The 23,768-nt window shown below is 55.8% G+C and carries 22 protein-coding genes; 12 read left to right on the top strand and 10 right to left on the bottom strand.

What is annotated here, in order from left to right:
- The first annotated feature begins 197 nt into the window (after positions 1-197).
- The 3 genes from SD961_RS06035 to SD961_RS06025 all read left to right on the top strand — a co-directional run bounded on the left by SD961_RS06035 (position 198) and on the right by SD961_RS06025 (position 2,721).
- Positions 198-506: a putative holin gene (locus tag SD961_RS06035; RefSeq protein ID WP_318789492.1), complete on the top strand. Its 309-nt coding sequence runs from the start codon at positions 198-200 to the stop codon at positions 504-506.
- A gap of 141 nt (positions 507-647) precedes the next feature.
- Complete coding sequence (locus tag SD961_RS06030; RefSeq protein ID WP_318789491.1) at positions 648-1,307, top strand: phosphate/phosphite/phosphonate ABC transporter substrate-binding protein; 660 nt, start codon at positions 648-650, stop codon at positions 1,305-1,307.
- Between the two features lie 217 nt (positions 1,308-1,524).
- Positions 1,525-2,721 (top strand): serine hydrolase domain-containing protein, encoded by a 1,197-nt coding sequence (locus SD961_RS06025; protein WP_318789490.1) that lies wholly within the window; start codon positions 1,525-1,527, stop codon positions 2,719-2,721.
- A 110-nt stretch (positions 2,722-2,831) separates the two neighbouring features.
- Here SD961_RS06025 and SD961_RS06020 read toward each other — a convergent pair whose 3' ends face one another.
- The 5 genes from SD961_RS06020 to SD961_RS06000 form a co-directional block, all read right to left on the bottom strand.
- Positions 2,832-3,542, bottom strand: a complete 711-nt coding sequence (locus tag SD961_RS06020; RefSeq protein ID WP_318789489.1) for a proteasome-type protease — start codon at positions 3,540-3,542, stop codon at positions 2,832-2,834.
- Between the two features lie 19 nt (positions 3,543-3,561).
- Entirely contained in the window at positions 3,562-4,359 is a 798-nt protein-coding gene (locus SD961_RS06015) for a transglutaminase family protein (protein ID WP_318789488.1), read from the bottom strand.
- A complete protein-coding gene (locus SD961_RS06010; RefSeq protein ID WP_318789487.1) occupies positions 4,356-5,285 on the bottom strand; it encodes an alpha-E domain-containing protein in 930 nt (309 codons plus the stop codon). The genes SD961_RS06015 and SD961_RS06010 overlap by 4 nt, the downstream gene beginning before the upstream one ends.
- Positions 5,279-6,715 (bottom strand): circularly permuted type 2 ATP-grasp protein, encoded by a 1,437-nt coding sequence (locus SD961_RS06005; RefSeq protein ID WP_318789486.1) that lies wholly within the window; start codon positions 6,713-6,715, stop codon positions 5,279-5,281. The genes SD961_RS06010 and SD961_RS06005 overlap by 7 nt, the downstream gene beginning before the upstream one ends.
- A 189-nt stretch (positions 6,716-6,904) precedes the next feature.
- Positions 6,905-7,492, bottom strand: coding sequence for a hypothetical protein (locus tag SD961_RS06000; RefSeq protein WP_318789485.1), 588 nt, complete (start codon positions 7,490-7,492; stop codon positions 6,905-6,907).
- A 290-nt stretch (positions 7,493-7,782) separates the two neighbouring features.
- On the opposite strand from SD961_RS06000, the gene SD961_RS05995 reads away from it, so the two are divergent.
- Entirely contained in the window at positions 7,783-8,265 is a 483-nt protein-coding gene (locus tag SD961_RS05995; protein WP_318789484.1) for a YlaC family protein, read from the top strand.
- 90 nt (positions 8,266-8,355) lie between these two features.
- Here the strand turns inward: SD961_RS05995 and SD961_RS05990 are convergent, their stop codons facing one another.
- Both SD961_RS05990 and SD961_RS05985 read right to left on the bottom strand, forming a co-directional pair.
- Complete coding sequence (locus SD961_RS05990; RefSeq protein WP_318789483.1) at positions 8,356-9,765, bottom strand: PLP-dependent aminotransferase family protein; 1,410 nt, start codon at positions 9,763-9,765, stop codon at positions 8,356-8,358.
- Between the two features lie 57 nt (positions 9,766-9,822).
- The gene (locus SD961_RS05985) at positions 9,823-11,949 is read right to left on the bottom strand and encodes a putative bifunctional diguanylate cyclase/phosphodiesterase (protein ID WP_318789482.1); all 2,127 of its coding nucleotides are present in this window, start codon (positions 11,947-11,949) and stop codon (positions 9,823-9,825) included.
- A 545-nt stretch (positions 11,950-12,494) separates the two neighbouring features.
- Here SD961_RS05985 and SD961_RS05980 point away from each other — a divergent pair.
- From SD961_RS05980 to SD961_RS05955, 6 genes are all read left to right on the top strand, one after another.
- On the top strand, positions 12,495-13,061 hold the full coding sequence (locus tag SD961_RS05980; RefSeq protein ID WP_318789481.1) for a spore coat protein U domain-containing protein: 567 nt from the start codon (positions 12,495-12,497) through the stop codon (positions 13,059-13,061).
- Positions 13,062-13,098: 37 nt separating this feature from the next.
- Positions 13,099-13,614: a spore coat U domain-containing protein gene (locus SD961_RS05975; RefSeq protein ID WP_412916656.1), complete on the top strand. Its 516-nt coding sequence runs from the start codon at positions 13,099-13,101 to the stop codon at positions 13,612-13,614.
- A gap of 26 nt (positions 13,615-13,640) precedes the next feature.
- A complete protein-coding gene (locus SD961_RS05970) occupies positions 13,641-14,360 on the top strand; it encodes a molecular chaperone (RefSeq protein WP_318789480.1) in 720 nt (239 codons plus the stop codon).
- Positions 14,361-14,363: 3 nt separating this feature from the next.
- Positions 14,364-16,787 carry a fimbria/pilus outer membrane usher protein gene (locus SD961_RS05965; protein ID WP_318789479.1) on the top strand — a complete coding sequence of 808 codons (2,424 nt, stop codon included), beginning with the start codon at positions 14,364-14,366 and terminating at the stop codon, positions 16,785-16,787.
- Positions 16,784-17,770, top strand: a complete 987-nt coding sequence (locus SD961_RS05960) for a spore coat U domain-containing protein (protein WP_318789478.1) — start codon at positions 16,784-16,786, stop codon at positions 17,768-17,770. Before SD961_RS05965 ends, SD961_RS05960 begins: the two co-directional genes overlap by 4 nt.
- Positions 17,771-17,983: 213 nt before the next feature.
- Positions 17,984-19,303: an MFS transporter gene (locus tag SD961_RS05955; protein ID WP_318789477.1), complete on the top strand. Its 1,320-nt coding sequence runs from the start codon at positions 17,984-17,986 to the stop codon at positions 19,301-19,303.
- 50 nt (positions 19,304-19,353) lie between these two features.
- Here the strand turns inward: SD961_RS05955 and exbD are convergent, their stop codons facing one another.
- The gene (gene exbD / locus SD961_RS05950) at positions 19,354-19,776 is read right to left on the bottom strand and encodes a TonB system transport protein ExbD (protein ID WP_318789476.1); all 423 of its coding nucleotides are present in this window, start codon (positions 19,774-19,776) and stop codon (positions 19,354-19,356) included.
- Between the two features lie 5 nt (positions 19,777-19,781).
- Positions 19,782-20,510 carry a tol-pal system-associated acyl-CoA thioesterase gene (gene exbB / locus SD961_RS05945; RefSeq protein ID WP_318789475.1) on the bottom strand — a complete coding sequence of 243 codons (729 nt, stop codon included), beginning with the start codon at positions 20,508-20,510 and terminating at the stop codon, positions 19,782-19,784.
- A gap of 247 nt (positions 20,511-20,757) precedes the next feature.
- On the opposite strand from exbB, the gene metC reads away from it, so the two are divergent.
- Together metC and SD961_RS05935 are read left to right on the top strand one after the other, a co-directional pair.
- Positions 20,758-21,957: a cystathionine beta-lyase gene (gene metC / locus SD961_RS05940; RefSeq protein WP_318789474.1), complete on the top strand. Its 1,200-nt coding sequence runs from the start codon at positions 20,758-20,760 to the stop codon at positions 21,955-21,957.
- A gap of 98 nt (positions 21,958-22,055) precedes the next feature.
- Positions 22,056-22,712, top strand: coding sequence for a DedA family protein (locus SD961_RS05935; RefSeq protein WP_318789473.1), 657 nt, complete (start codon positions 22,056-22,058; stop codon positions 22,710-22,712).
- A 27-nt stretch (positions 22,713-22,739) separates the two neighbouring features.
- Here the strand turns inward: SD961_RS05935 and SD961_RS05930 are convergent, their stop codons facing one another.
- Positions 22,740-23,633 (bottom strand): AraC family transcriptional regulator, encoded by an 894-nt coding sequence (locus tag SD961_RS05930; protein WP_318789472.1) that lies wholly within the window; start codon positions 23,631-23,633, stop codon positions 22,740-22,742.
- Positions 23,634-23,768: the final 135 nt, after the last annotated feature.

Raw genomic sequence — 23,768 nt, 5'->3', positions numbered from 1 at the left:
TTAAATAAAACTTAACACACATCAATCAGAGATTGATTTTGTCCGATAGCGGCGTATTATTTGTCCAGAGTGGGAATTCTATGCATGTTCCACTTAAAGATTATGAACCTCGCCCCTGGCGGTTTATTTTATTTCTTTACGACTACAGCCCAATATTTATGTTGGGCTTTTTATTCACTTTTTTATAGGAGTTTGTGATGGCTGAGCCATTGAGCACCAGCGCTACTGTGGGAACGGTAGCTGGCTGGGGCATTGTCACGTCTGCGCTGGTGGGATTTATTACATCGGTAGATTATACAATTGTATTTGGAGCATTTACCGGCAGCGTGTTTTTCATCGTCACAACAACAAACCTCGCCAGAAAACAGATCGTTGGTTATTTCATCTTCACGTATGCATGCGGGCTATTCGGAGCGGGTTCCGCTGCAAACTGGATAGAAAACAAACTCGACTACAAAGAGAAACCACTGGATTCCCTGGCGGCAGTGATTATCTCCGCAGGGTGATACACGCCTATTTCTGGATTAAAAATGGCGGGCTGGCTCTGTGTGCTGAAAATGAATGGCCGCTCGGGTATCAAAATGGCCAGCCAGTAGGACGGCATGCGCCGGAGCCGGCAACGACTAACATGCTGGCCGGTACAAAATTTGAGGATATCGGCCTCGCTGGCAATGAGCTGGCCCGATCCGCTGTTAACACACTGGCAGCGTAACGATCTGCTGCTCAGCCAGACCTGCGGCTATCCGCTGATGACGCGGCTGCCGGAAGTCCAGGTCGTGGGCGCGTTTCATTACTCGGCGCCGGGCTGTGAAGGGCCGAATTATCGCAGCTGGATAGCGGTGCGGGAGCAGGAGAGCGGCCAGACGCTGGCGGATTTTCAGGGACGAAGGCTGGGGTTCAACAGCGAAGATTCATACTCGGGCTATCACAGCCTGATGAAAATGTCCGGAGGTACGGCCTTTTTTTCCGCAACCGTTGCTTCCGGCGGCCACCGCCGTTCTCTGCAACTGCTACAAAGCTGCGAAGCGGATATCGCCGCTATCGACTGTGTCAGCTGGGCGCTGCTGAAACGAGATGTCCCTGATGAGCTTAACGGGTTAAAGATTATTGGCCAGACGGCCAGCGTGCCGGGTTTGCCGCTGATTACCGCCGCCATGACCTCGCCTGAATATTTACAGGATCTGCGTGACGCGCTGACTCGGGTGGTGCGCGATCCAGCAAATCGTGCGCTGGCTGCCGCGCTGCTGATCCAGGATTTTGCACCACTCCCGCGTTCCGCCTGGGCGCAGATTTTTACGCAGAAGTAAGAATTTCCGCACGGATTGCGCCTTGTCCTTGCCGTACACAATGTCGCCAGGGTAAGATACCTGGCAATATAAATCATTATTTTTACTAATAATTTTAGTCACCTGCAGACGTTTATCTTTGGCATTAAGGGCAATCTGGCGTAGAAAATCGCGCTGATGTCATATTGATGAAGCTAAAAAGTACGCGGCAGCCGAAATCATCAGTACGGCATAGATTATGACTTCCCTTAAACCTCTGTTGTTGTGCTGGTCTCTGCTACTGGGCGGCTGTGCATCCTTGTCCAGTAACAGTATCGACACTTCCCCACAGGCAAGCCTGGTGGCAACCTGCCACGTAGCGGTTAAACAGCAGATTGATGCGCTGGCTTTGCCGCTGATCAACAGTCACCGCACGCCCGGCGTGGTGGTCGCGTTACTGCATAATGGCCAGCGTCAGGTATTCAGCTATGGCTTTACTGATACCGATCGCCTGATCCCGGTGAGCGGCGACACGCTGTTTGCCGTCGGCTCGGTGACCAAAGGGTTTACGGCGGAAAGCGCCGCGCTACTGGTGGAGCAAGGTAAGCTGAAGTGGAGCAGCACGCTGCGTGAGACAATCGGCAAAGAGGTGCCGTTAAGTGGGGATGCCGGGCAGATTACTCTGCTACAGCTCGCGACCCATACCTCCGGCCTGCCGCGACAGATGACCACGCTGCATATGTTGAGCAGGCTCAGTGATTATCTGTTTACCGGCCATCCCTTCTATGACGAGCTGGATCGCGGCGAGTTTCTGGATTATCTGCAGGATTTCCACCGCCCTGCTTATCGCGAAGTGGTTTATTCCAATCTTGGTTACTCCATCCTGGATTACGTTATTACCCGTCAAAGCGGAGAGACGCCGCAGGCGATCGCCAGCCAGCAAATTATTGCCCCGCTGGGCATGACTCATACCGGCTACCAGCCTGAAATCTTGCCGGGCTACGCGTTACGCGCACGGGGACATGCAGGGGATCAGCCTAAATTTGTACGTCGGGGAGAGCGGGTGCCGGACTGGCATTTTACCGGTTATATGGTGGGCGCCGCTTCGCTGTGGTCCAGCGCGAACGATCTGCTGAGTTATCTTGCGGCTCATATAAACGGCAGCGGCAATGCCAGCCTGGATAGCGCCTTTAAAGATGCCACCACTGTGCGCTTTAAACAGCCGGACTATGATTCCTCCGCGCTGGCCTGGCTGAGCAATAATTTTAACGGGCAGAGCATCCTCTATCAGTCCGGCTTTATTGGCGGCTTTGCCAGCTATATCGGCATGGATATCAGGCATAAAACCGCTATTGTGGTGTTGCAGAACAGCTTTAACTGGGACAACGATATCGGCCACCGTATGCTCTTGCGGCTGGCCAGCAGTGATGACCGGCAGGATGCCTGTAAGCCCTGAAGGGGCTGAGCCAGAAACGCTGACGGCCATAGCAGCAGCAAAGCAGGCTTGTTGATTGCCTGAGGTAATCAGCGTGACCGCAACAGAGAGCCTGTCGCTCTTGCGGAGAATCAGTCGTCCAGCTGTAAAGGCGGAAGCTGGGCAAACACGCTGAGTAAGCCCGCGCTCCAGAGCTGGCGGATCTGGGAATAGTAGGGGTGCTTATCGGTGAGATGGTACTGCTGAGCGCTGCTGAAGCTGTCCGCCGGGTAGATCATCACATCTAACGGCAGCCCCACTGAGATATTACTCGCAAGCGTGGAATCCATGGAAATCAGCGCGCACTGCATCGCCTGGTCCAGCGGCGTATCAAAACGCAGGACGCGGTCGATGATTGGTTTGCCATATTTGCTCTCACCAATCTGGAAATAGGGGGTGTCGATACTGGATTCAATAAAGTTGCCCTGGGGATAGATCTGGAACAGGCGCGGCTCTTCCCCTTTGATTTGGCCGCCCAGCATCAGCGTTCCGCCAAACTCTTCGCCATCGCGCTTAATCACTCCACGCAGCGTCTCCCCTACCAGCAGAGCCACGTCATACATCGTGTTGCAGCTCATCAGGTTGGTTCTTTTGGCATCTTCACACCCGCGCCGTAGCAGGCTGAGGGCGCTTTGCGTGGTGGCGAGGTTGCCAGCGCTTTGCAGGACCAGCGTGCGCTCACCATCTTGTTGAAAAACATGAAGTTTGCGGAAGGAGGAAATATGGTCAACGCCCGCATTGGTACGGGAGTCGGAAACAAAAATCATCCCTGACGATAAACGCATTGCCACACAGTAAGTCATAGTTTGCCCGATAAAATAATCACTGCTGCGAATTCACCAGGTGCACCGCAGCCACCGCTGACATCTCCTCACTGCCTCCGCCCAGCCGCATACCCCGCACCGGGCAGGCATCCATATAATCCACGCCCACCGCCAGCTTGAGATGCTGGCGCGTGCTGCGGGTATTATTGGTGATGTCAAAACTGTGCCAGCTGCCCTCCACCCAGGCTTCAACCCAGGCATGCGTGGCCACATGTTCAACCGTATCAGTATAAAGGTATCCGCTCACATAGCGAGCAGGGATATGCAGGCTGCGGCAGCAGGCCAGAAACACGTGGCTGTGATCCTGACAAACGCCGGTGCCTGCGGCAAAAACCTTAGCGGCGTTGTCAGTAACCGTGGTGCTGCCGGGCTGATAAGGCATTTTAACCAGCAGTTCTCCCATTAACCTTTCCAGCGTTGCCAGCGGCGCTTCAGGCCGGAAATAGCGCAGAGCAAAATCGTGAATGGCGACGTCGGGCTGGGTCAGCGGCGTGATACGCAGAAAGACCAGCGGTGAGAGGCAACTGTCGGGATCTGTCGAGCTGTCACCCTCCATAATTTCCACCACCCCGCGCGCCTCAATTTCAATCGACTGGTGCGGCGTATCAAGGGTCAGCACATGCAGCACGTTGCCGTAGGTGTCCGTGGTACAGATCGCCTGCTCCGGCAGAACCAGATCCCAGGAGAGGATCTGCTGGTGCACAGAGTTCTGTGGCGTCAGCCGCAGGTACTGCGTGCTTTGCTTTACCAGCGTCTGATAGCTGAAGCAGGTTTTATGCGCGATATCGAGTTTCATTTCGCCTCCAGGTAGGTCTGTTGAATGCTCTCGGCAATGGTGCCCAGATCGCCCAGAAAATGACGCAGCCAGCTGTGCAACCCTTCAGCGATCAGCGATTCATAAGAAGTAAAGCGCAGCCCGGCATCCAGTACGGTAACCAGCCGCCGGGGACGATTTTCACCGTTTCCGCCAATCAGGTTAAGCTGGTTGGCGATCTCGTCGATACAGGATCGCAGGGATCGTGGACTTTCTTCACGCAGGATCAGCATTTCGTTAACGCTGTCGCTGACCAGTTCCTGTTTATAGATGGTGTGATAAGCCTCGCGGGCCGATACGGATCGCAGCAGCGTGTCCAGCCGGTAATATTCCCGCACCGAGTCGTCATCCTGTTCGGTAAGGGCGTGCGTGACGTCGAGCAGGCGCGCGGTACAGTCCGCCCGTTCCAGCAGCGTGCCCAGCCGGATAAAACTCATGGCATCGCCGCGCATCAGCGTGCCAAACATTGCGCCGCGAAACAGGTGCGAACGCTCTTTTACCCAGTCAAAAAACGCATCGGCACCGATGCTGCTGACGCCCTGCCGCCGCAGTTTGCGCATCTCTATCCAGCTTGAGTTAATGCTTTCCCAGACCTCGGAGGAGAGGCTGCCGCGCACCGCATGGGCGTTATTCCACGCCGCTTCCCAGCAGCAAAAAATACTGCCAGGGTTGCGCTCATCAAGGACAAAAAAGTTGAACAGCTGCGGCATCGCCAACCGGTCATTCAGCGTCCAGAACAGCTCGCCGGTACTGGTGAGAGTGAGCGGAACGCGCAGTTCGTCGTCATGGGTGCTGCGAACCGGCATCAGCGACAGCCGGTTGGTCACGTCGAGCACGCGCGCAATATTTTCGGCACGCTCTAAATAGCGCGCCATCCAGTAGAGGCCACTGGCTGTGCGACTCAGCATGCGTCATCCTCCAGAACCCAGGTATCTTTAGTGCCACCGCCCTGCGATGAATTTACCACCAGCGATCCTTGCATCAGCGCCACGCGGGTCAGCCCGCCCGGTACCAGGCGGATCTCCGCGCCGCTGAGCGCAAAAGGCCTCAGGTCGATATGGCGCGGTGCCAGCCCCTGTTCCACAAAAGTGGGACAGGTGGAGAGCGCCAGGGTATGTTGCGCAATATAGTTTTGCGGCCTGGCAATCAGCAACGACCGAAATGCCTCAAGCTGCTTCTGGCTGGCGACCGGGCCAATCAGCATGCCGTAACCCCCGGCGCCGTGAACCTCCTTTACCACCAGTTTTGGCAAATTTGCCAGCACCCAGGAGAGTTCGTCAGGCCGGCGGCACTGCCAGGTTGGCACGTTATTGAGGATCGGTTCCTCCGCAAGGTAAAACCTCACCATATCTGGCACGTAAGGATAGATCGATTTGTCATCAGCCACGCCGGTACCAATGGCATTTGCCAGCACCACGTTTCCGGCGCGATAAACGGAAAGCAGTCCCGGCACGCCCAGCATCGAATCGGCCCGGAAGGCGAGCGGGTCGAGAAAAGCATCGTCCACGCGGCGATAGATCACGTCTACTTTGCAGGGGCCTGCCGTGGTACGCATCATCACTGCCCCATCCTTCACGAACAGATCGGCACTCTCTACCAGCTCAACGCCCATCTGCTGCGCCAGAAAACTGTGCTCGAAATAAGCGCTGTTGAAGCGACCCGGCGTCAGTACCACCACCACCGGATCGTTTACTGGCGAGCTTTCACGCAAGGTTTGCAGCAGATGCGAGGGGTATCGTTCAACGGGCGCAATGCGCTGTTGTGCAAACAGCTCCGGATAGAGCCGCATCATCATTTTGCGGTTTTCCAGCATGTAGGAGACGCCGGACGGCGTGCGAAGATTATCCTCCAGCACGTAGTATTCACCGTCGCTGTTGCGAACCATATCCACGCCACAGATATGCGCATAGATATCACGGTGCAGGTTAATGCCCTGCATACAGGGCTGATACTGATCGTTTACCAGCACCTGCTCCGCCGGAACGATCCCCGCTTTGAGGATCTGCTGGTCATGATAGATGTCGTGCAGAAAGGCGTTCAGCGCCTGAACGCGCTGGCGGATGCCTCTGTCCAGCATCGCCCATTCGCTGGCAGGGATGATCCTCGGCACGCTGTCAAACGGGATCAGCCGCTCGGCGCCGCCATCCTGACCATAGACATTGAAGGTGATGCCTACCCGGTGAAACAGCAGTTCCGCCTCTTCCCGCTTGCGGGCGATAGCTTCCCGATCGGCTTTTTGCAGCCAGTGCCAGTAGTCGCGATAGTGCGGGCGATGCTGACCGTTTCCCAGCAGCATTTCATCATAAAAGGGGGATGCTGCCTGATAGCCTTGATTCATGATTTCCCTTCCACTGTCGGTGAACTCATGACTGAGCTGCACAAACCGTGCCAGTTGCCCTATGGAGAGCGACTCTGCTACGGCTTCAATATCTTCCTGAGCTGTATTGCTGTCATGAGGCGTAATGTAAGAGAGGGAACCGGGCGAGGAAGCTGAAACGCACCAAAACAGTGCGTTTCAGTGAGGCGATTAATGGCTTTCCAACGGGTGCCAGATTTCGGTGACGGCACCTTCGCCGCCGGTAATGGGATCGTGCTGCGGCATAGGGACGCGACTGATCTCTGCTACAGAGTGGTTCAGTTGTTCCTGCTCTTCACGGCGGGTTTCTGGTTGCATCCCGCGAGGGTAAGCGCCTACGGCAAAGAAGTCCTCGCTGGCGGCAAGCTGCTGATGGCCTACGCCTGCCGGGATCAGCACCGCATCGCCCGCGTAGACGGTCACTGCCCTGCCCGTTTCGCCGCCAAACAGGATCTGCGCCCATCCTGCGGCAATGCCCAGCAGTTCATGGGTATTGGGATGATAGTGGGTATAGGGGAAAACCGGATAACGCCAGCGTGGCAGCCACTGATGGCTGGCGAAAAGGTCTTCAAAAAAGCGAGCCATATCTTCCACTTCCTCAGAGGCGACCTGAGGATAGATGATCAACGGCAGGGGATTATTGGGTACGCCGCTGGCAGGCTGAAACGTCATATATTGTGGATTGGTAGAGGTTCCGGCCGCGAAGGTTCCGGCGGCAAACGACATCAGAGTAAGCATACAACCAGATTGCGACAACATACGCCATCTCCAGCAGGGTGAAAGTGTTAATCAATTGTGGCAAATAATAGAGAATTTGCAACGTCGCCCGCAGAGGAACGATCACATAACTCACTAATTTAATGGTACTTAACTCAAATTAAGCCGAATGGCTCTCGCCTGATGCTCCCGCTCTGTTTCAGGAACATTTTTCCGCAGCTGGCTCAGCACAGAAAGCGGCAAACTGTTATAGCCAGATGGTGAATAACTGTGACTGCTCAAGGTTTGCGTTTTGTGGTCTACTGGTGAAAGTCACGAATGAGGTGAAAAAGATGGAAGATGTAAAACAGATATTACTGCGCGAGATCGACACGTTAAACCGCGAAGAGAAGCGTGATAACAAGCCGCGCTTTAGCTTTACTTTTCTTAAAAATCATCCCGGATTGTGGGCATCCATGTATGTCTGCTATGCGCTTACCGTGGCGCTGATCTTTACTACGGAATTCCTGGGCTGGCCTGCCTTCTGGGGCGCGACGATTTTTGTTCTGCTGATGAGCGTCCTGATGCTGCTGGATGTTAATCCGCGCTACCGGTTTGAGGATATCGACACGCTTGATCTGCGCGTCTGTTACAACGGCGAATGGTATTATGACCGTACGCTTTCCGAGCAGGCGGTGCAGGAGATCCTCACCAGCAGCAAAGTGACCGACTCCGTCAAACAGGGTATTAAAAAGCTGCTTTCACTGAAGGGCAAAGTCGATTTTTATGACGTCTACCACCTCACCTGGGGTCAGAGACGCGCTTCTACCGTCTGATTTTGCCAGGGCCAGCTCGCTGGCCCTGACCTACTCTCTTGCCTGAAAGCCTTCTTAAAGTAAGAGCAACGTCGTAGCTGAGGGCCGCCCTCACAGCATCTCCGCTATTAACCCCCCTAAAATAGCCACTGCCGCTTCCTGCACTTCTCCCCACTCCCAGGAGGCGTTAAAGCGGAAGTAGTTGGCGTACTGCTCGCCAGAAGAGAACATCTTACCGGGCGCAATACTGATATTAAGATCCAGCGCGCGGTAATAGAGTTCAGTGGTGTTGACTTGCCGTGGCAGTTCAATCCACAAAAAATAGCCGCCCTGGGAATCATTGATTCTGGCTTCACCCGGCAGATGGCGCTTCAGCGACTGCCGCGCCTGATTTTTCCGCTGCTCCAGCACCAGCCGCAGCCTGCGCAGATGGCTGTCATAGCTGCGGGTCAGCAGATAATTTGCCAGCGCCAGCTGCATCGGCGCGCTGGTAGAGAGGGTGCTCATCAGCTGCAGGCGTTGGATGCGCTGCGCGTGCTGCCCGGCCGCCACCCAGCCAACGCGAAAGCCCGCTACCAGATTTTTCGAAAATGAGGAGCAGTGCAACACGCTTTGCTGCTGTTCAAACGCTTTCGCTGGCAGCGGCTTTTCACTGCCAAACCACAGCTCGCTGTAGACGTCATCTTCAATCAGCGTCACCTGATGCTGCGACAGGATCGAGACCAGCCGCTGTTTCTTCTCTTTGCTGAGCGTATGCCCCACAGGATTCTGCTGGTTGGTCATCATCCAGCACGCTTTAACGGGCCAGCGTTCAAGCGCCCGCTCCAGCTCATCCAGATCCATGCCGTGCTGCGGGTCAGTGGCAATAGCGACAGCCTTCAGCTTCAGCCGTTCTATGACCTGCAGCGCGCCATAAAAGCAGGGATTCTCAATGGCTACCCAGTCGCCAGGTTCCGTGACCGCCTGCATGCTCAGATTCAGGGCTTCCATTGCGCCGTTAGTGATAACGATCTCCTCCGGAGAAACCTGAATACCCTGCAGGGCATAGCGCTGCGCCAGCGTTTTGCGCAAGGCTTCGTTACCGGGCGGCAGGTTATTCAGCGCATCGGCTGGTTTGAGCGTGTGGGAAACCGCAGAGAGCGATCGCATAAGCTGGCGCTGGGGGAAGAGTTCGGGGTCGGGAAAGGCGGAGCCAAACGGCAGGATATGCGGGTCACGACAGGCTTGCAGCACATCAAAGATAAATTCGTTGATATCGACCGATTCCGCCAGCTGCACCTTCTGGTGGCTGGCGGGCTGGCTGAGAAACTCCGCACGCGGAGCAACGTAGTAGCCCGACTGCGGACGGGACTGGATCCAGCCCTGGCTCTCCAGCACCTGATAGGCGTGCATCACCGTCATCAGGCTCATGCCGCTCAGGGCCACCTGCTCACGCAGGGAGGGCAATTTTTCCCCAGGCAGCCAGATTTCCTGAGAAATCTGCTGCTGGAGCCGATCAATAAGCTGCTGGTATTTAGCCAAAACTGTTACACATCCAGGTTGGGTATCCAGCGACTATTATAGGTGCGATGCGGCAGATTAAACAGCGTCCGGCACCGACGCTACCTGCTCTTTTTTAAGCGAAGGCAGTACCTCCCTCTCCATTCCACCGACGTAGTGCTTCAGGCCAGGAACCTGATCAGGCGGGATCGGCTTCCCCAGCAGATAACCCTGTAGCGAATTACAGCCCAGGCTGGTCAGGAAAGCCTGCTGCTCCGGCGTTTCCACCCCTTCGGCAACCACTTTCAGATTCAGCGTCTGCGCCAGAGCGACAATGGCGGTGACAATGGTGGCATCTTCACTCTGCGCCTGCAGTTCGTTCACAAAAGCCCGGTCAATCTTCAGCTCGCTTGCCGGCAGACGTTTCAGGTACAACAGGCTTGAGTAGCCGGTGCCGAAATCATCAATCGAAGCCTTCACGCCCAGGTCGGTGAGCTGGGTAAGAATACGAATGCTCTCATCCGGATCGCGCATGGCGGTGGTCTCGGTCACCTCCAGCGTCAGCAATTCCGCAGGAATATGGTGAGTCTTCAGCGCTTTCAGCACCGTCTCTACCAGCCCTTGTTGCTCAAACTGTAGCGCTGAGAGGTTAACCGCAATCGACCAGTGGGGGTTGCCCTGCAGATGCCAGACACGCAGCTGACGGCAAGCTTCATTGATCACCCAGTTACCAATGCTGACAATCAGCCCGGTTTTCTCAGCAATCGGCAGGAACACGTCCGGGGTCAGCAGGCCGCGCTGCGGATGCTCCCAGCGGATGAGCGCTTCAAAGCCGACAATTGGTCCCTGGGGTGCACAGAATTTTGGTTGGTAGAACAGACGCAGTTCGTTATGCTCCTGCGCCGACCAGAGATCGTTAATCAGTTGAAGCTGGTTCTGCGCAAGGGTGTTCATCGAGGGCTGGAAAAAGCTGTAGCCGTTACGGCCATTGTTTTTAGTGTGGTACATCGCCGCATCGGCATTGAACATCAGCTCGCGTTCATCTTCGCCATCACCGGGGAAAACGGCGATGCCAATACTCAGCGACACCACCAGTTCATAGCGGGAGATATCAAACGGTCGGTCAATAGCTTTCACCAGCATGTCCGCTGCGCTGGCTGCATCGTTGGGGTCGTCGATCTCCACCAGCAGCACAAACTCATCACCACCAAGCCTTGCCAGCGTATGATGCCCTGTCAGCAGATTTTTCATCCTGTCGGTGACGGCGATCAGCAGATTGTCCCCAATATGGTGACCAAAAGCGTCATTGACCGCCTTAAAGCCGTCAAGATCCATAAACATCAGGGCAAAGGAGGTGCCTTCCCGCACGGCTTTATTCATCGCCTGGTCAAGCCGGTCTTCCAGCAGGATCCGGTTTGGCAGACGGGTAAGGTTATCGTGGAGCGCCAGCTGAGCCAGCTCACGGTTAGCATCAGCCAGTGAGGAAGCCAGCACCGATGTCCGTGCCTGTAACCGCGCATCCAGAGTGGAGACAACCAGCGTAATACCCAGAATCGACAGCGTGACTACCACCACTACTACCGCCAGCCAGTTACTGTTAACGCCCATTTCCGTTGCCTGGCTCCCCATGGGGAATGATGCCGCAGCCATGCCGGTGTAATGCATCCCTGCAATCGCCGCGCCCATCACCATCGCCGCGCCAACGCGCAGCAGGGCCAGCCTGCTGCCACCCTGACGAAGCTTAAACGCCAGCCATAAGGCCGCCGTGGAGGCGGCCAGCGCAATCACCACCGAAAGGATGATCCAGTTCCAGTTCCAGAGGATACCCGGCTCAAACATTAGTGCAGCCATGCCGGTATAGTGCATGGCGACAACGCCACTACCCAGAACCAGTGCCCCAATCATCAGACGGTGAAGCGGTAGCTCGGCATAACAGACAATCCACAGCGCGAAGATAGAGGCCGCCACGGCAATCACCATTGAGACAATGGTTAAGGTGGGATCGTAACTCATCACCATCGCCATATTCATCGCCAGCATGCCGATAAAATGCATCGACCAGATGCCAACACCCATAGCGAATCCGCCGCCGATAAGCCAGATTTGAGCAACTTTGCCCGTAGAGGTGGCTACCCTGCCCGCCATATCCAGCGCGGTGTAGGAAGCCAGAAAGGCAACAAAAATGGACACAATGACCAGCAGCTGGTCGTAGGAGCTCATAAGCATAGGAAAATCTCGGGTGCTGATGCCATCTCTGGCGCCGTGTAGTTAAACAAAATTGCTGAAAAAATCCGCTTTCAACGATCACGGTATCGGCTAAAGAACAGCCAACTTTATGCTCGCAAAAATAAAGTCAGCAGGCCGTGATAATAAACCCGGTTAACAAAATGATATACCTGTCATTTATATCGTTTACCACTCACAGACACCTGCGCACGAACATAGCACCGCCTCTTTTTTTTTAAGAAGTCTTAAATAAGATAACTCTCAATTTAACCGTCATAGCCGATGAATGCAGGCTTGCCGGCCAATTTTCTTTTTTTCAGTAATCCATAAGCTTTATTTTTGCGTTTCGCTTCTCTGTGAGGTCCATGCTGATCTATAGTAAAGAAAAATAAGACTAAACTGTTAATTCAAATGTCTGAAGCCCCGGCCAGGCCATTTATTGTGATAGAGATCGATTATTTTAGCTGTTTAATTTAGCCTCACTTATATTAATTTCACACCAGGCGAAAAAGCACGTTCATCTGTCTAATCAGTAAGGAATGGTTATGAAAATGAAGCTTTTTCTGCTGGGCTGTGGCCTGAGCCTCGGCGTGGCCTCTTCTGGCTTTGCCGCCACCACAACGGGAACCATTAACGCCCGGCTGGTGCTCACTACCGGTTGCCTGGTTAATGGCCAGTCTGCTACCACCGGCGTCAACTTCGGTACCTTAGACTTTGGCAGCAGCGCCGCGACCTTTGATACCCTGAATGCCACTCTTGTCGGTTCGCTGGGTAACGGCATTTTTGTCCGCTGTACTACCGGGCAGACCTATAATGTTCAGCTTACCAGCAGCAACGCCGCACCGGCCACGGTGTTTGGCGCCGTCACCGCTCAGCCTCGTTATCTGGTATTAGGCAGCGATGCCACGCAAGGTATTGCCTATACCCTGTACGGCACAACCTCTTACACCACGCCTATTGCTAATAATACCAACCTGGCCAACACCGGCACGACAGATCCGGTGAATGGCGATAACTACCCCATCTATGGCCGTATCACTGGCGGGGGCTTCAATGCCGCTATTCCGGCTGGAACCTACACGGATACCATTAACGTCGCCGTAAATTACTGACTGAAAAGGCAGGGAATATAACGTGCCGGAGTGGGGAATGCGACCAGGGAGGGTGAGTGGCGCGCTGGGCCTGATGATGCTCTGCATCAGTTATCCGGGCTGGTCGCTGCCCACGCAAACCTTTCAGGTGAGCGCTACCGTTGTCAATGGCTGTCTGGTCTCTGGCACAAATACCGGGGTTTTTGGCTCGCTGGATTTCGGCACCCAACCCGGCGTAGGCAGCCGTTCAGTCAGTGCCAGTTATGTTCAAAGTTCCACCATTAACCTGGCCTGTACTCCCGGCACGACGCTGAACATGAGCATCAACGGCGGCGGCAATTACGGTACCAGCCGCAACCTGAAAGTAGCGAATAACACTGACCTGGTCGCCTATACGCTCTACACCAGCGCCACGCACAGCGCGGCAAGTGCTATTCCGGTCAACCAGAACGTGGCGCTCACCTACAGCAATGCGAATAACATTACCCTGCCCATTTACGGTCTCCTGCAGCTAAGCGGAGTTAACCGGGCCGGGACTTACAGCGACACGCTAACCGTGACGTTGAGTTGGTAAAACAGGGATTTGAAAAGGATTGAATCATGAAGACGCGACTTCTTACTGGCCTGCTTTCCGGGTTGCTCGCCTGGGCAATTCTCACCCCGGCCCGGGCGGGGAACTCCGTGCTAATCTGGCCCATTGACCCGAAAATCCACAGCGGCGATAAAGCCACTGAGCTTTGGCTGGAAAACCGCGGTGAAGCCACCACGCTGATGCAGGTAAGGATATTTACCTGGCAACAGGTGAACGGGCAGGAGCAGTATCAGACTCAGCAAACCGTGGTAGCCAGCCCGCCGCTGGTCAGGATTGAGCCGGGCCAGAAGCAGCTGGTTCGTCTGATTAATCAAACGCCGCCGCCGCCGGGCCGGGAAATGGCCTACCGGGTGTTGCTGGATGAGATCCCTACGCCGCAGACGCCGGGCAAAGACCAGGCTGGTCTCAACTTCCAGATGCGGTATTCGGTTCCGCTTTTTACTTATGGTCAGGGGCTGAACGCCGATTCAGCCAGCCCCAAACTCAGTTGGCAAGTGGTTAATCAGGGCGGCCGATCGGCCATTAAAATCACTAACAGCGGCTCCGGCCATGCCCGGCTGAGCAAGGTCTCGTTAGGAGGAAGGCAGCTCTCTGACAGCCTGTTTGGCTACGTACTGTCAAACTCCAGCAATACTTTCCCTCTTAATTTCCCGGCTTCCAACCGCTCTGAACTGAGCGCGCAGCTGGAAAATAATAAAAGCTGGCATAGCACCGGTTCTTCACAGTAAGCCATGAGCAGGCGATGCTTTACGTCTGTTGGACGCTGCTCCCTGGCCGTTACCGGCATAATAAGCTGCCTGCTCCCTCTGACAGGCAGCGCGGAAACCTATTCCTCTTTACCGCCGCCACCGCAACAGAATACGCCGGGACAACAGCAGCAGCAGTATATGCTGGGGCTGGTGGTGAACGACCAGGATAGCGGGCAGGTGGTGCCGGTTGAATTTCGGGACAATCACTATCTGCTGCGGGCGGGCGATCTGCAGCGCGCCGGGATCCCCACCGCCAGAATCACCTCATCAATAATGGATGTCTCCACTATGGCGGAGGTGAAGGCCGTGTATGACCAGAGCCGGCAACGTATTTTGCTGACTGTACCGCCAGGCTGGCTGCCGACACAGACGCTGACCAGCAAAGAGAGTAATGGCCCACGCTATCCCGGCAGAACCACGCCTGGCGCGCTGTTCAATTACGATCTCTATACCAGCCATACCTCCGCCAGCGGCACGCGGCTTTCCGCCTGGAACGAATTTCGCCTGTTTGGCAACCAGGGACAATTTGCTACTAACGGGGTTTATCAGCAGCAGCTTTCCGGCACGCCCGGCGCTCAGGATGAGGGGTATCTGCGTTATGACACCTGGTGGAGCAATCAGAACGAGAACCACTCCCTGAGCTGGCGGGTGGGAGACCTGACCACCGACTCGCTCTCCTGGAGCAACAGCGTCAGGCTGGGCGGGGTCCGGATTGGGCGGGACTTTTCAATACGTCCCGATCTGATCACCTATCCCCTTCCCTCATTTTCCGGGCAGGCGGCGGTGCCTTCCACCGTAGACCTGTTCGTCAATGGGTACAAAAACAGCACCAACAGCGTTCAGCCTGGCCCCTGGTCGCTGACCAATATGCCTTTTGTTAACGGTGCGGGCAATGCGGTGGTGGTCACGACGGATGCCGTAGGCCGTCGTGTTTCCACCACTTTGCCGTTTTACGTTTCCAGTGAACTCCTCAAGCCAGGCCTCTCTGACTTCTCTTTTTCGGCGGGCGCCCTGCGTGAAAATTATGGCATAAAGAATTTTGATTATGGCGCGGGGGCGGTCAGCGGCTCTTATCGTTATGGCCTGAATGACTGGCTGACGCTGGAGAGTCATGCCGAGGGGGCAGAGTCACTGGCGCTGGGGGGAGCCGGAGGCCAGTTACGCATCGGCTCGCTGGGGGTCATTAACGCAGCTTTGACGCAAAGCCAGATGCAGGGCGAGCATGGCAACCAGTACAGCTGGGGCTATCAGTACAACAACAGCCGCTTCAGCGTCGGCACGCAGCATATCGTGCGCTCCGCAGGGTTCGGTAATCTGGCGCTGTATGGCGACAGGAACAGCGGCGTGGCCGGGACGGAATATACGCTGAGCCGTCGCAGCGCCCAGTACAGCGCCAGCCTCTCACTGAATCAGTACGGCAGCCTCGGCGCGGCTTTTATCGATATTACCAGCGGCACCGGCGACCGCACGCAGCTGTGGAACCTCTCCTGGAGCAAAAACCTGTGGGGCAACAGCAGCCTCTATGTCTCCGCCAGCCGCGACCAGCAGCAGGGCGAATGGTCTGGCGCTATTTCGTTACTGGTCCCCTTCAGCGATCTGGGCACCGCCAGCGTCAGCGTGGAGCGGGATCAGCAGGGCGGCACGTCTCAACGTATCACGGCTTCACGCGCGATGCCTTCTCAGGGCGGGCTGGCCTGGGATGCCTCCTGGGCGAATCAGAGCAGTGGCAGCGATTATCGTCAGGGCAGCCTGAGCTGGCGGAATAACAATATCGAAACCTCGGCGGGCTTTTATGGCGACGATGAATACAGCACCGAATGGGCCGATATTACCGGCTCGGTGGTGCTGATGGATGGCAGCCTGTTTGCGGCTAATCAGGTCACCGACGCCTTCGTGCTGGTGAAAACGGATTACCCCAATATAAAAGTTCGCTATGAAAATCAGCTGATGGGCCATACGGATGATAAGGGCTATCTGCTGGTGCCGGGCATCAGCTCCTGGTATCCGGCCAAATATGATATCGATACGCTGGATCTGCCTGCCGATATGACCACCTCCCACGTTGAGCAGCGCTTTGCGGTTAAACGCGACAGCGGCTATCTGCTGCACTTCCCGGTTGAGCCTCTGCGTGCCGCCAGCGTGATCCTGCACGATCAGAACGGTCAGCCGCTGCCGGTCTCCACGCAGTTAATCCGCGAGGGGCAGGCGACCGAATATGTCGGCTGGGATGGTCTGGTCTGGATGGAAAATCTCTCCAGCCAGAATCCGTTCAGAGCTGAAACGCCGGATGGCCGCCACTGTGAGGCGGCGCTGGCCGTGCCTGGTGGACGCCCGAAATCGCTGGAAACTTACGGTCCCCTGACCTGTTCACTCTCTCCCGATCCCTCTTCAGGAACGCCACCATGAAAAAATTGCTCTCCGGCCTGCTGTTGCTGCTGTTAATGGCTTTCACCTTGCCGGGTCGGGCGGCCTGTACGCTTCCCTCCGCGACGGCAAGTTTTGGCACCGCAAGCTCCTTTGCCGTTAACACCATCGCCAGCGCCACTACCGCCAACGTGCTGGTGAACTGCGGCGCGGGTAGCGTGCTTTCACTGCTCTCGACAGATTATGTCAGGCTTCAGCTGGCAAGCGCCACGTTCTTTAGCGGAACGCGTGGCACGCTGAAAATTATCAGTACCGGCACGGACGCGATTCCGGTGCAGGTTTGTACTAATACTGCATGCAGCAACGAGCTGTCGATTGGCGGCACGGCCACAACCTACAGCCAGGCGCAATTACTCAATCTTTTAGGGGTGGGAGGCGGGCAAAACTTCTCTATTCCTCTCTATCTCAGAACGGTTCCCGGTCAGGTCGTGGCCGCCGGAACCTATACCGTCACGCTGAATATTCTGGTGAACTACAACATCTGTACGGGCATCGGCGCGTTAGGTTTATGTTTGTTGGGGAGTCAGCAGACAGGGTCTGGCACGGTTCCCATCACCACCACGCTTATCATTACTAACGACTGCACCACTATCACCGCCCCCAATATCAGCTTCGGCAGCGCACCGCTGGTCAGTAGCTTTAACACCGTTTCGCAATCCATCAATGTTATCTGCACCAAAGGCAGCACCTACACCGTAGGGATAAGCAACGGCAGCCACGCGGTGGGCGCGCAGCGCTATATGGCCAGCGGCAGCACCCTGCTGGCCTATGAGATCTATAAAAGCGCCACCACCTCCCGCTGGGGACCCACCGGCACGGAGAGAGTCTCCAGTAGCGGCGCTAACAGCATCAGTACGGATGGCCTGACGCGCACATTTAACTACACGGCGCGAATACTCACCACGCAGAGCACGCCAGTGGCAGGCAGCTACAGCGACAGCGTGGTTGTGGATCTCTCGTTTTAACCAGCCCGGCAGAAAGAGGCCTGGCCTCTTTCTGCTCAGCACCGCGCTGCGAAAGCCCGTTTATTGCTGGCAACTGAGAGCAGGCATTCAACTTTATTGTTAATTATTTGTTACGAAAAGGTATCCTCATCTCAGGCTTAACAGTGATCGGCATCACATTAAACCCCCTGGCAGCAGGCTAAAACGGAAGAAAACCCTAAAGGATGAACTGCCGTGACTTTTCCCTCCACGCCTCAAAAAAAACCACAAGGCTCTGCCAGAACCATCTTCAACGTAACCAGCGGTAACTTTCTGGAAATGTTCGATTTCATGGTGTTTGGCTACTACGCTACCGCCATCGCCAAAACTTTCTTCCCCGGCGATGATCCTTTTGCCTCGCTGATGCTGACGCTGATGACGTTTGGTGCCGGTTTCCTGATGCGGCCGCTCGGCGCCATCGTGCTCGGCGCTTACATTGACCACCACGGCCGCCGTAAAGGATTGCTGTTGACGCTGGGTTTGATGGCTATGGGTACGCTAACTATTGCGCTGGTGCCGGGTTATGCCACGCTGGGGGCCGCTGCGCCCATTCTGATCCTGCTGGGCCGTCTGCTGCAGGGCTTCTCTGCTGGCGTCGAACTCGGCGGCGTGTCGGTCTATCTCGCTGAGATCGCGCCAGAGAACCGCAAAGGCTTTTTTGTCAGCTGGCAGTCCGGCAGCCAGCAAGTTGCGGTAATTTTTGCCGCCCTGCTGGGGCTGGCGCTGAACCAACTGCTGGCAAAAGATCAGGTAACCGAATGGGGCTGGCGTATTCCGTTTGTGATCGGCTGTCTGATCGTGCCCTTCCTGTTCTGGATCCGCAGCATGCTGGAAGAAACGGAAGCCTTCAGCCAGCGCAAAGTCCATCCTTCCATGAGAGAGATTGTCCGTTCTGTCGCCAGCAACTGGGCGCTGGTGCTGGCAGGTATGCTGATGGTCGTCACCACCACAGTGATGTTCTATATGATCACCGCGTTCACGCCTACCTTCGGTAAAACCGTACTGATGATGAGCGACAAGCAGAGTTTCTTCGTCACGCTATGCGTAGGGATATCTAACCTGATCTGGCTGCCGGTTATGGGCGCAATGTCAGATCGCTTTGGTCGCCGTCCGCTTCTGATCCTCTTCACTTTGCTGATGATTGCCACTGCCTGGCCGGTACTGCACTGGCTGGTGGGTTCCCCAACCTTTTCGCACCTGCTGGAAGCTGAGCTGTGGCTCTCCTTCCTTTACGCCAGCTACAACGGCGCGATGGTGGTCTATCTGGCGGAGGTGATGCCAGCTGAAGTCCGTGCTACCGGTTTTTCACTGGCTTACAGTCTGGCGACGGCGCTGTTCGGCGGCTTTACGCCAGCGATTTCCAGCTATCTGATCCACGCCACAGGGGATAAAGCGATGCCCGGTGTCTGGCTGACCTTTGCCGCCGTATGCGGTCTGATTGGCACGATGATCATCAAACGCCTGATCCAGCAGTATCAGACAAAACAGAGCGGTGCTACGGCGGTGCAACTGTAATAAAAAAGGGCCGGTATCTGCATACCGGCCCCTTCTTCAACAGACGAGAATTACTTCCCGGTGGTTTCCATTCCCATCAGTCCAATCTTCAGATAGCCCGCCTGACGCAGCTTATCCATCACGTCCATCAGCGTTTCGTAATCCACTGACTTATCGGCCTGGAAGAAAATGGTGGTCTCCTTTTTCCCTTCCGTCTGCCCATTCAGCGCCTCTACCAGCGTTTCTGGCGTCACCGCATTGTTACCAATGAAGAGCTGCTTGTCCGCTTTGATAGAGAGATAGACCGGCTTTTCAGGGCGCGGCTGAGGGGCACTGGAAGAGGCAGGCAGGTTAACGCGAACGTCAACGGTAGCCAGCGGCGCGGCGACCATAAAGATAATCAGCAGCACCAGCATCACGTCAATAAACGGCGTGACGTTGATCTCATGCATTTCGCCGTTGCTTTCAAGATCTTCATTAAATCGCATAGCCATGGTGCTTATCCTACCCGCAGTTTCTGTGCTGGCGCACGTTGCGCGCCGCCGGCAGCCAGGTCCAGATCGCGGCTCTGCAGCAACATAATCTGAGCCGCGACATCTCCCATGGAAGCTTTGTAGTTGCCGATCATACGGGCAAAGATATTGTAGATAACTACCGCAGGGATAGCCGCAACCAGGCCTATAGCCGTCGCGAGAAGCGCCTCGGCAATGCCCGGCGCCACAACGGCCAGGTTAGTCGTCTGCGTCTGGGCAATACCGATAAAGCTGTTCATGATGCCCCAGACCGTACCAAACAGCCCGACAAACGGCGCGATGGCGCCAATGGTCGCCAGGAATCCGTTACCGCGGCCAGCATGACGGCTGAAGAAGGCGACACGACGCTCAAGACGGAAAGAGGTACGCTCTTTGATGCCGTCATTGTCATCTGACCCGGCAGAGAGCTCCAGCTCATTTTCCGCTTCCTGCAACAGCCGGGTAGTCAGGCTGTTAGTTTTAAAGGTGGCGCAGGTTTCAGCCGCTTCTTTCAGCGAACGAGCACCAGCCAGCGCCTGTTGCTCACGTTTGAGGCGGCGCTTAGCCGCGCTCAGTTCAGCGCTTTTGCTGAAGAAGATTGCCCAGGTCACGACCGACGCCAGCAGCAAACCGATCATCACCACTTTTACTACGATGTCCGCATGCTGGTACATGCCCCAGACGGAGAGATCCGTCTGCATCAAATTATTGGTCACGCTCTGTCTCCAACGTCATTAACGGGTAAAAAAAACCAGAGCGGATCATACCAAATCAGTGCTGAATTGATAGTGGTTATCATTACTATTTACTTTCCGGGTAACATTTTTTGCACATTTACTGATTTATCGCATTCCAGGGCGCTTTTTACTGAATCTTTCTCACTCTCTCTTTCCCGCAATGTCCCGCTGGCGCCTGGCGTGTTAACGTTAAGAAAATCCCGCTATTTGCACACAGAGCTTTCCGATGACCAGTAAAAAAATTGAAACGGCGCTGATTGCCGCCGGGCGCAGTAAACGTTACACCCAGGGGTCCGTTAACAGCGTGATCCAGCGTGCCTCTTCGCTGGTGTTTGACAGCGTGGCAGAGAAAAAACGCTGCACGGCTGGCCGTGCCGATGGCGAGCTTTTTTATGGCCGCCGGGGCACCCTGACGCACTTTTCCCTGCAGGAAGCGATGACTGAACTGGAAGGCGGCGCAGGCTGTGCACTTTATCCCTGCGGCGCGGCGGCGGTAGCCAATGCGATCCTGGCTTTCGTCTCGGCGGGCGACAACGTGCTGATGGCTGGCTCTGTCTATGAGCCAACTCAGGATTTTTGTACTAAAATTCTCAGCAAAATGAACGTCTCTACCACCTGGTTTGATCACTGCCTGGGGGCGGAGATTGCCGAACTGGTGCAGCCAACTACTCGCGTCGTGTTCCTTGAGTCCCCCGCCTCCATCACAATGGAAGTGCAGGATATCCCGGCGATCGTGGCCGCCGTTCGCAGCAAAGCCCCTGATGCCGTGATCATGATCGATAACACCTGGGCGGCGGGGATCCTGTTTCGTGCACTGGACTTCGGCATCGACATCTCCATTCAGGCTGGCACCAAATATCTGATTGGTCATTCAGACGCGATGATCGGTACAGCGGTCGCCAACGAGCGCTGCTGGCCGCAACTGCGTGAAAATTCCTATCTGATGGGGCAGATGGTCGATGCGGATACTGCCTATATGGCCAGCAGAGGGCTGAGAACGCTGGCCGTCCGTCTTCGTCAGCATGAAGAGAGCAGCATTAAAGTGGCAAACTGGCTGGCCGAGCGCCCGGAAGTTGCCGTAGTTAACCACCCTGCTCTGCCGCAATGTAAAGGGCATGCTTTCTGGCAACGGGATTTTACCGGCAGCAGCGGCCTGTTCTCTTTTGTGCTGAAAGCGCGGCTGACCGATCGGCAGCTGGCTGACTATCTCGACCATTTTGAGCATTTCAGCATGGCCTACTCCTGGGGCGGCTATGAGTCATTAATTCTGGCCAATCAGCCAGAAGAACTGGCGGCAATCCGGCCAGCAACGGGGGTGGCGTTCACCGGTACGCTGGTGCGCTTGCATATGGGCCTGGAAAACGTCGACGATTTACTTGAGGACCTGGCCGCAGGCTTTGACCGCCTTGCCGGCCAGATAAGCTAAACAGAAGTTCAACGGCGCGGCATCCGCGCCTGCGATCAAGGTGTGACGGAATTTTTGCGCGTACAATCGACAGATAAACGCAGTAAACAGGAAATGAAATGGGTGTATTGCACGAGATTGTTCAGGCGCTGTGGCATCAGGATTTTGCGGCGCTGGCCAATCCGGATGTCATTTGGATTGTCTATGGGATCATGTTCACTACTCTGCTGCTGGAAAATGGCCTGCTGCCAGCCTCGTTTCTGCCCGGCGACAGCCTGTTGCTGCTGGCGGGGGCGATGATTGCGAAAGGGGTGATGGAGTTTATTCCTACTCTGCTCATTCTGACGCTGGCAGCAAGCCTGGGCTGCTGGCTGAGCTATCTGCAGGGCCGCTGGCTGGGCAATACCCGCCTGGTAAAAAGCTGGCTGATGCACCTTCCCGCGCAGTACCACCAGCGCGCCTGGAATCTGTTCCACCGCCACGGGTTAATGGCGCTGCTTGTTGGTCGTTTTCTCGCTTTCGTCCGCACTATTCTGCCTACCATGGCAGGAATTTCTGGCCTGAAGAATGGCCGTTTTCAGCTGTTCAACTGGCTGAGTGGCACCCTGTGGGTCGGCATTCTGGTCTCGCTGGGCTATGCCATCAGCCAGGTGCCCTTTATTAAACGCCATGAAGATCAGGTGATGGCCATTCTGATGATCCTGCCGCTGGTGCTGCTCTGTGCCGGACTCTTTGGCAGCCTGCTGCTGGTTTTCAAGCGCAAAAAGTCGGCATAAAACAGGCCGGGCTGTCCGGCCTGATAACTATCCCGACTGACGCATCCGCATCGCCTCTTCACCCGGCGTTACGCCAAAATAGCGCTTAAATTCCCGCGAGAACTGAGAAGCGCTCTCATAGCCTACCCGCATCGCCGCCGCGCTGGCTTTTAACCCCTCGTGCAGCATCAGCATGCGTGCCTGGTGCAGACGGTAACTTTTCAGGTACTGCAACGGCGAGGTGCTGGTGACAGCCTTAAAGTTATGGTGGAACGCGGAGACACTCATATTGACCTCAGCGGCCAGCAGGTCAACGCTCAGGTTATCCGTATAGTGATGCTCAATACGCCGCAGCGCACGGGCTATCTGGCTGAACTGCGTATGCCGACTGACTAACGCCATCAGCGCGCCGCCGCAAGGCCCCATCAGCACGTGGTAAAGCATCTCCCGTACAATTTGCGGCCCCAGCACGCGCGCGTCTCGCGGGTTCGCCAGTACATCCAGCAGGCGCTCCGCCGCGCAGAGCATCTCTTCCGTCAGCGGCGAGGAGTGAATCCCCCGCGTTTGCGGCTCCGGATGAAAGCTCTCATCGTCACCGATATCAATCAGTAAATCCTGTAGCTTTACCGGATCGACACTGAGCAGGATCCCCGCCAGCGGCGCTTCCGGCGTGGCAAAGGTTTCACACTCCACGGAGAGCGGCACGGTGAGCATCAGATATTCCGTGGCATCGTAGTTGAACACATGGTTTCCCAGGTAGCCGGTTTTGTGGCCCTGAAAAAGGATCACAATGCCGGACGAGTAGAGAACGGGCGTGCGTCCGCTGGGCCGATCGGCATAAATCAGACGAACGTCCGGCAGAGAGGCAAGCGGCGAAGCCCCAGAGGTCACCAGATGCACTACCTTCCTGGCCAGCTGCGTACAAAGTGCGTTGCGATCCATTTTCCCTTCTCCCATTCAGAAGTTTCTGAATATTATCCTGGCGAATCAGGCCACTATTCTCCAGTGTTCTGGAGGTTTGGGCAAGCACGTAGCGGGCGGGCGTCCGAAGCTTAGCGATGGCGAAAGCCAGAATGG

This window comes from Erwinia sp. MMLR14_017 (assembly GCF_033657285.1).
GTDB lineage: Bacteria > Pseudomonadota > Gammaproteobacteria > Enterobacterales > Enterobacteriaceae > Erwinia.
Note: the sequence above shows the minus strand (reverse complement) of the source record. Positions and strands in the feature narration are given on the sequence as shown.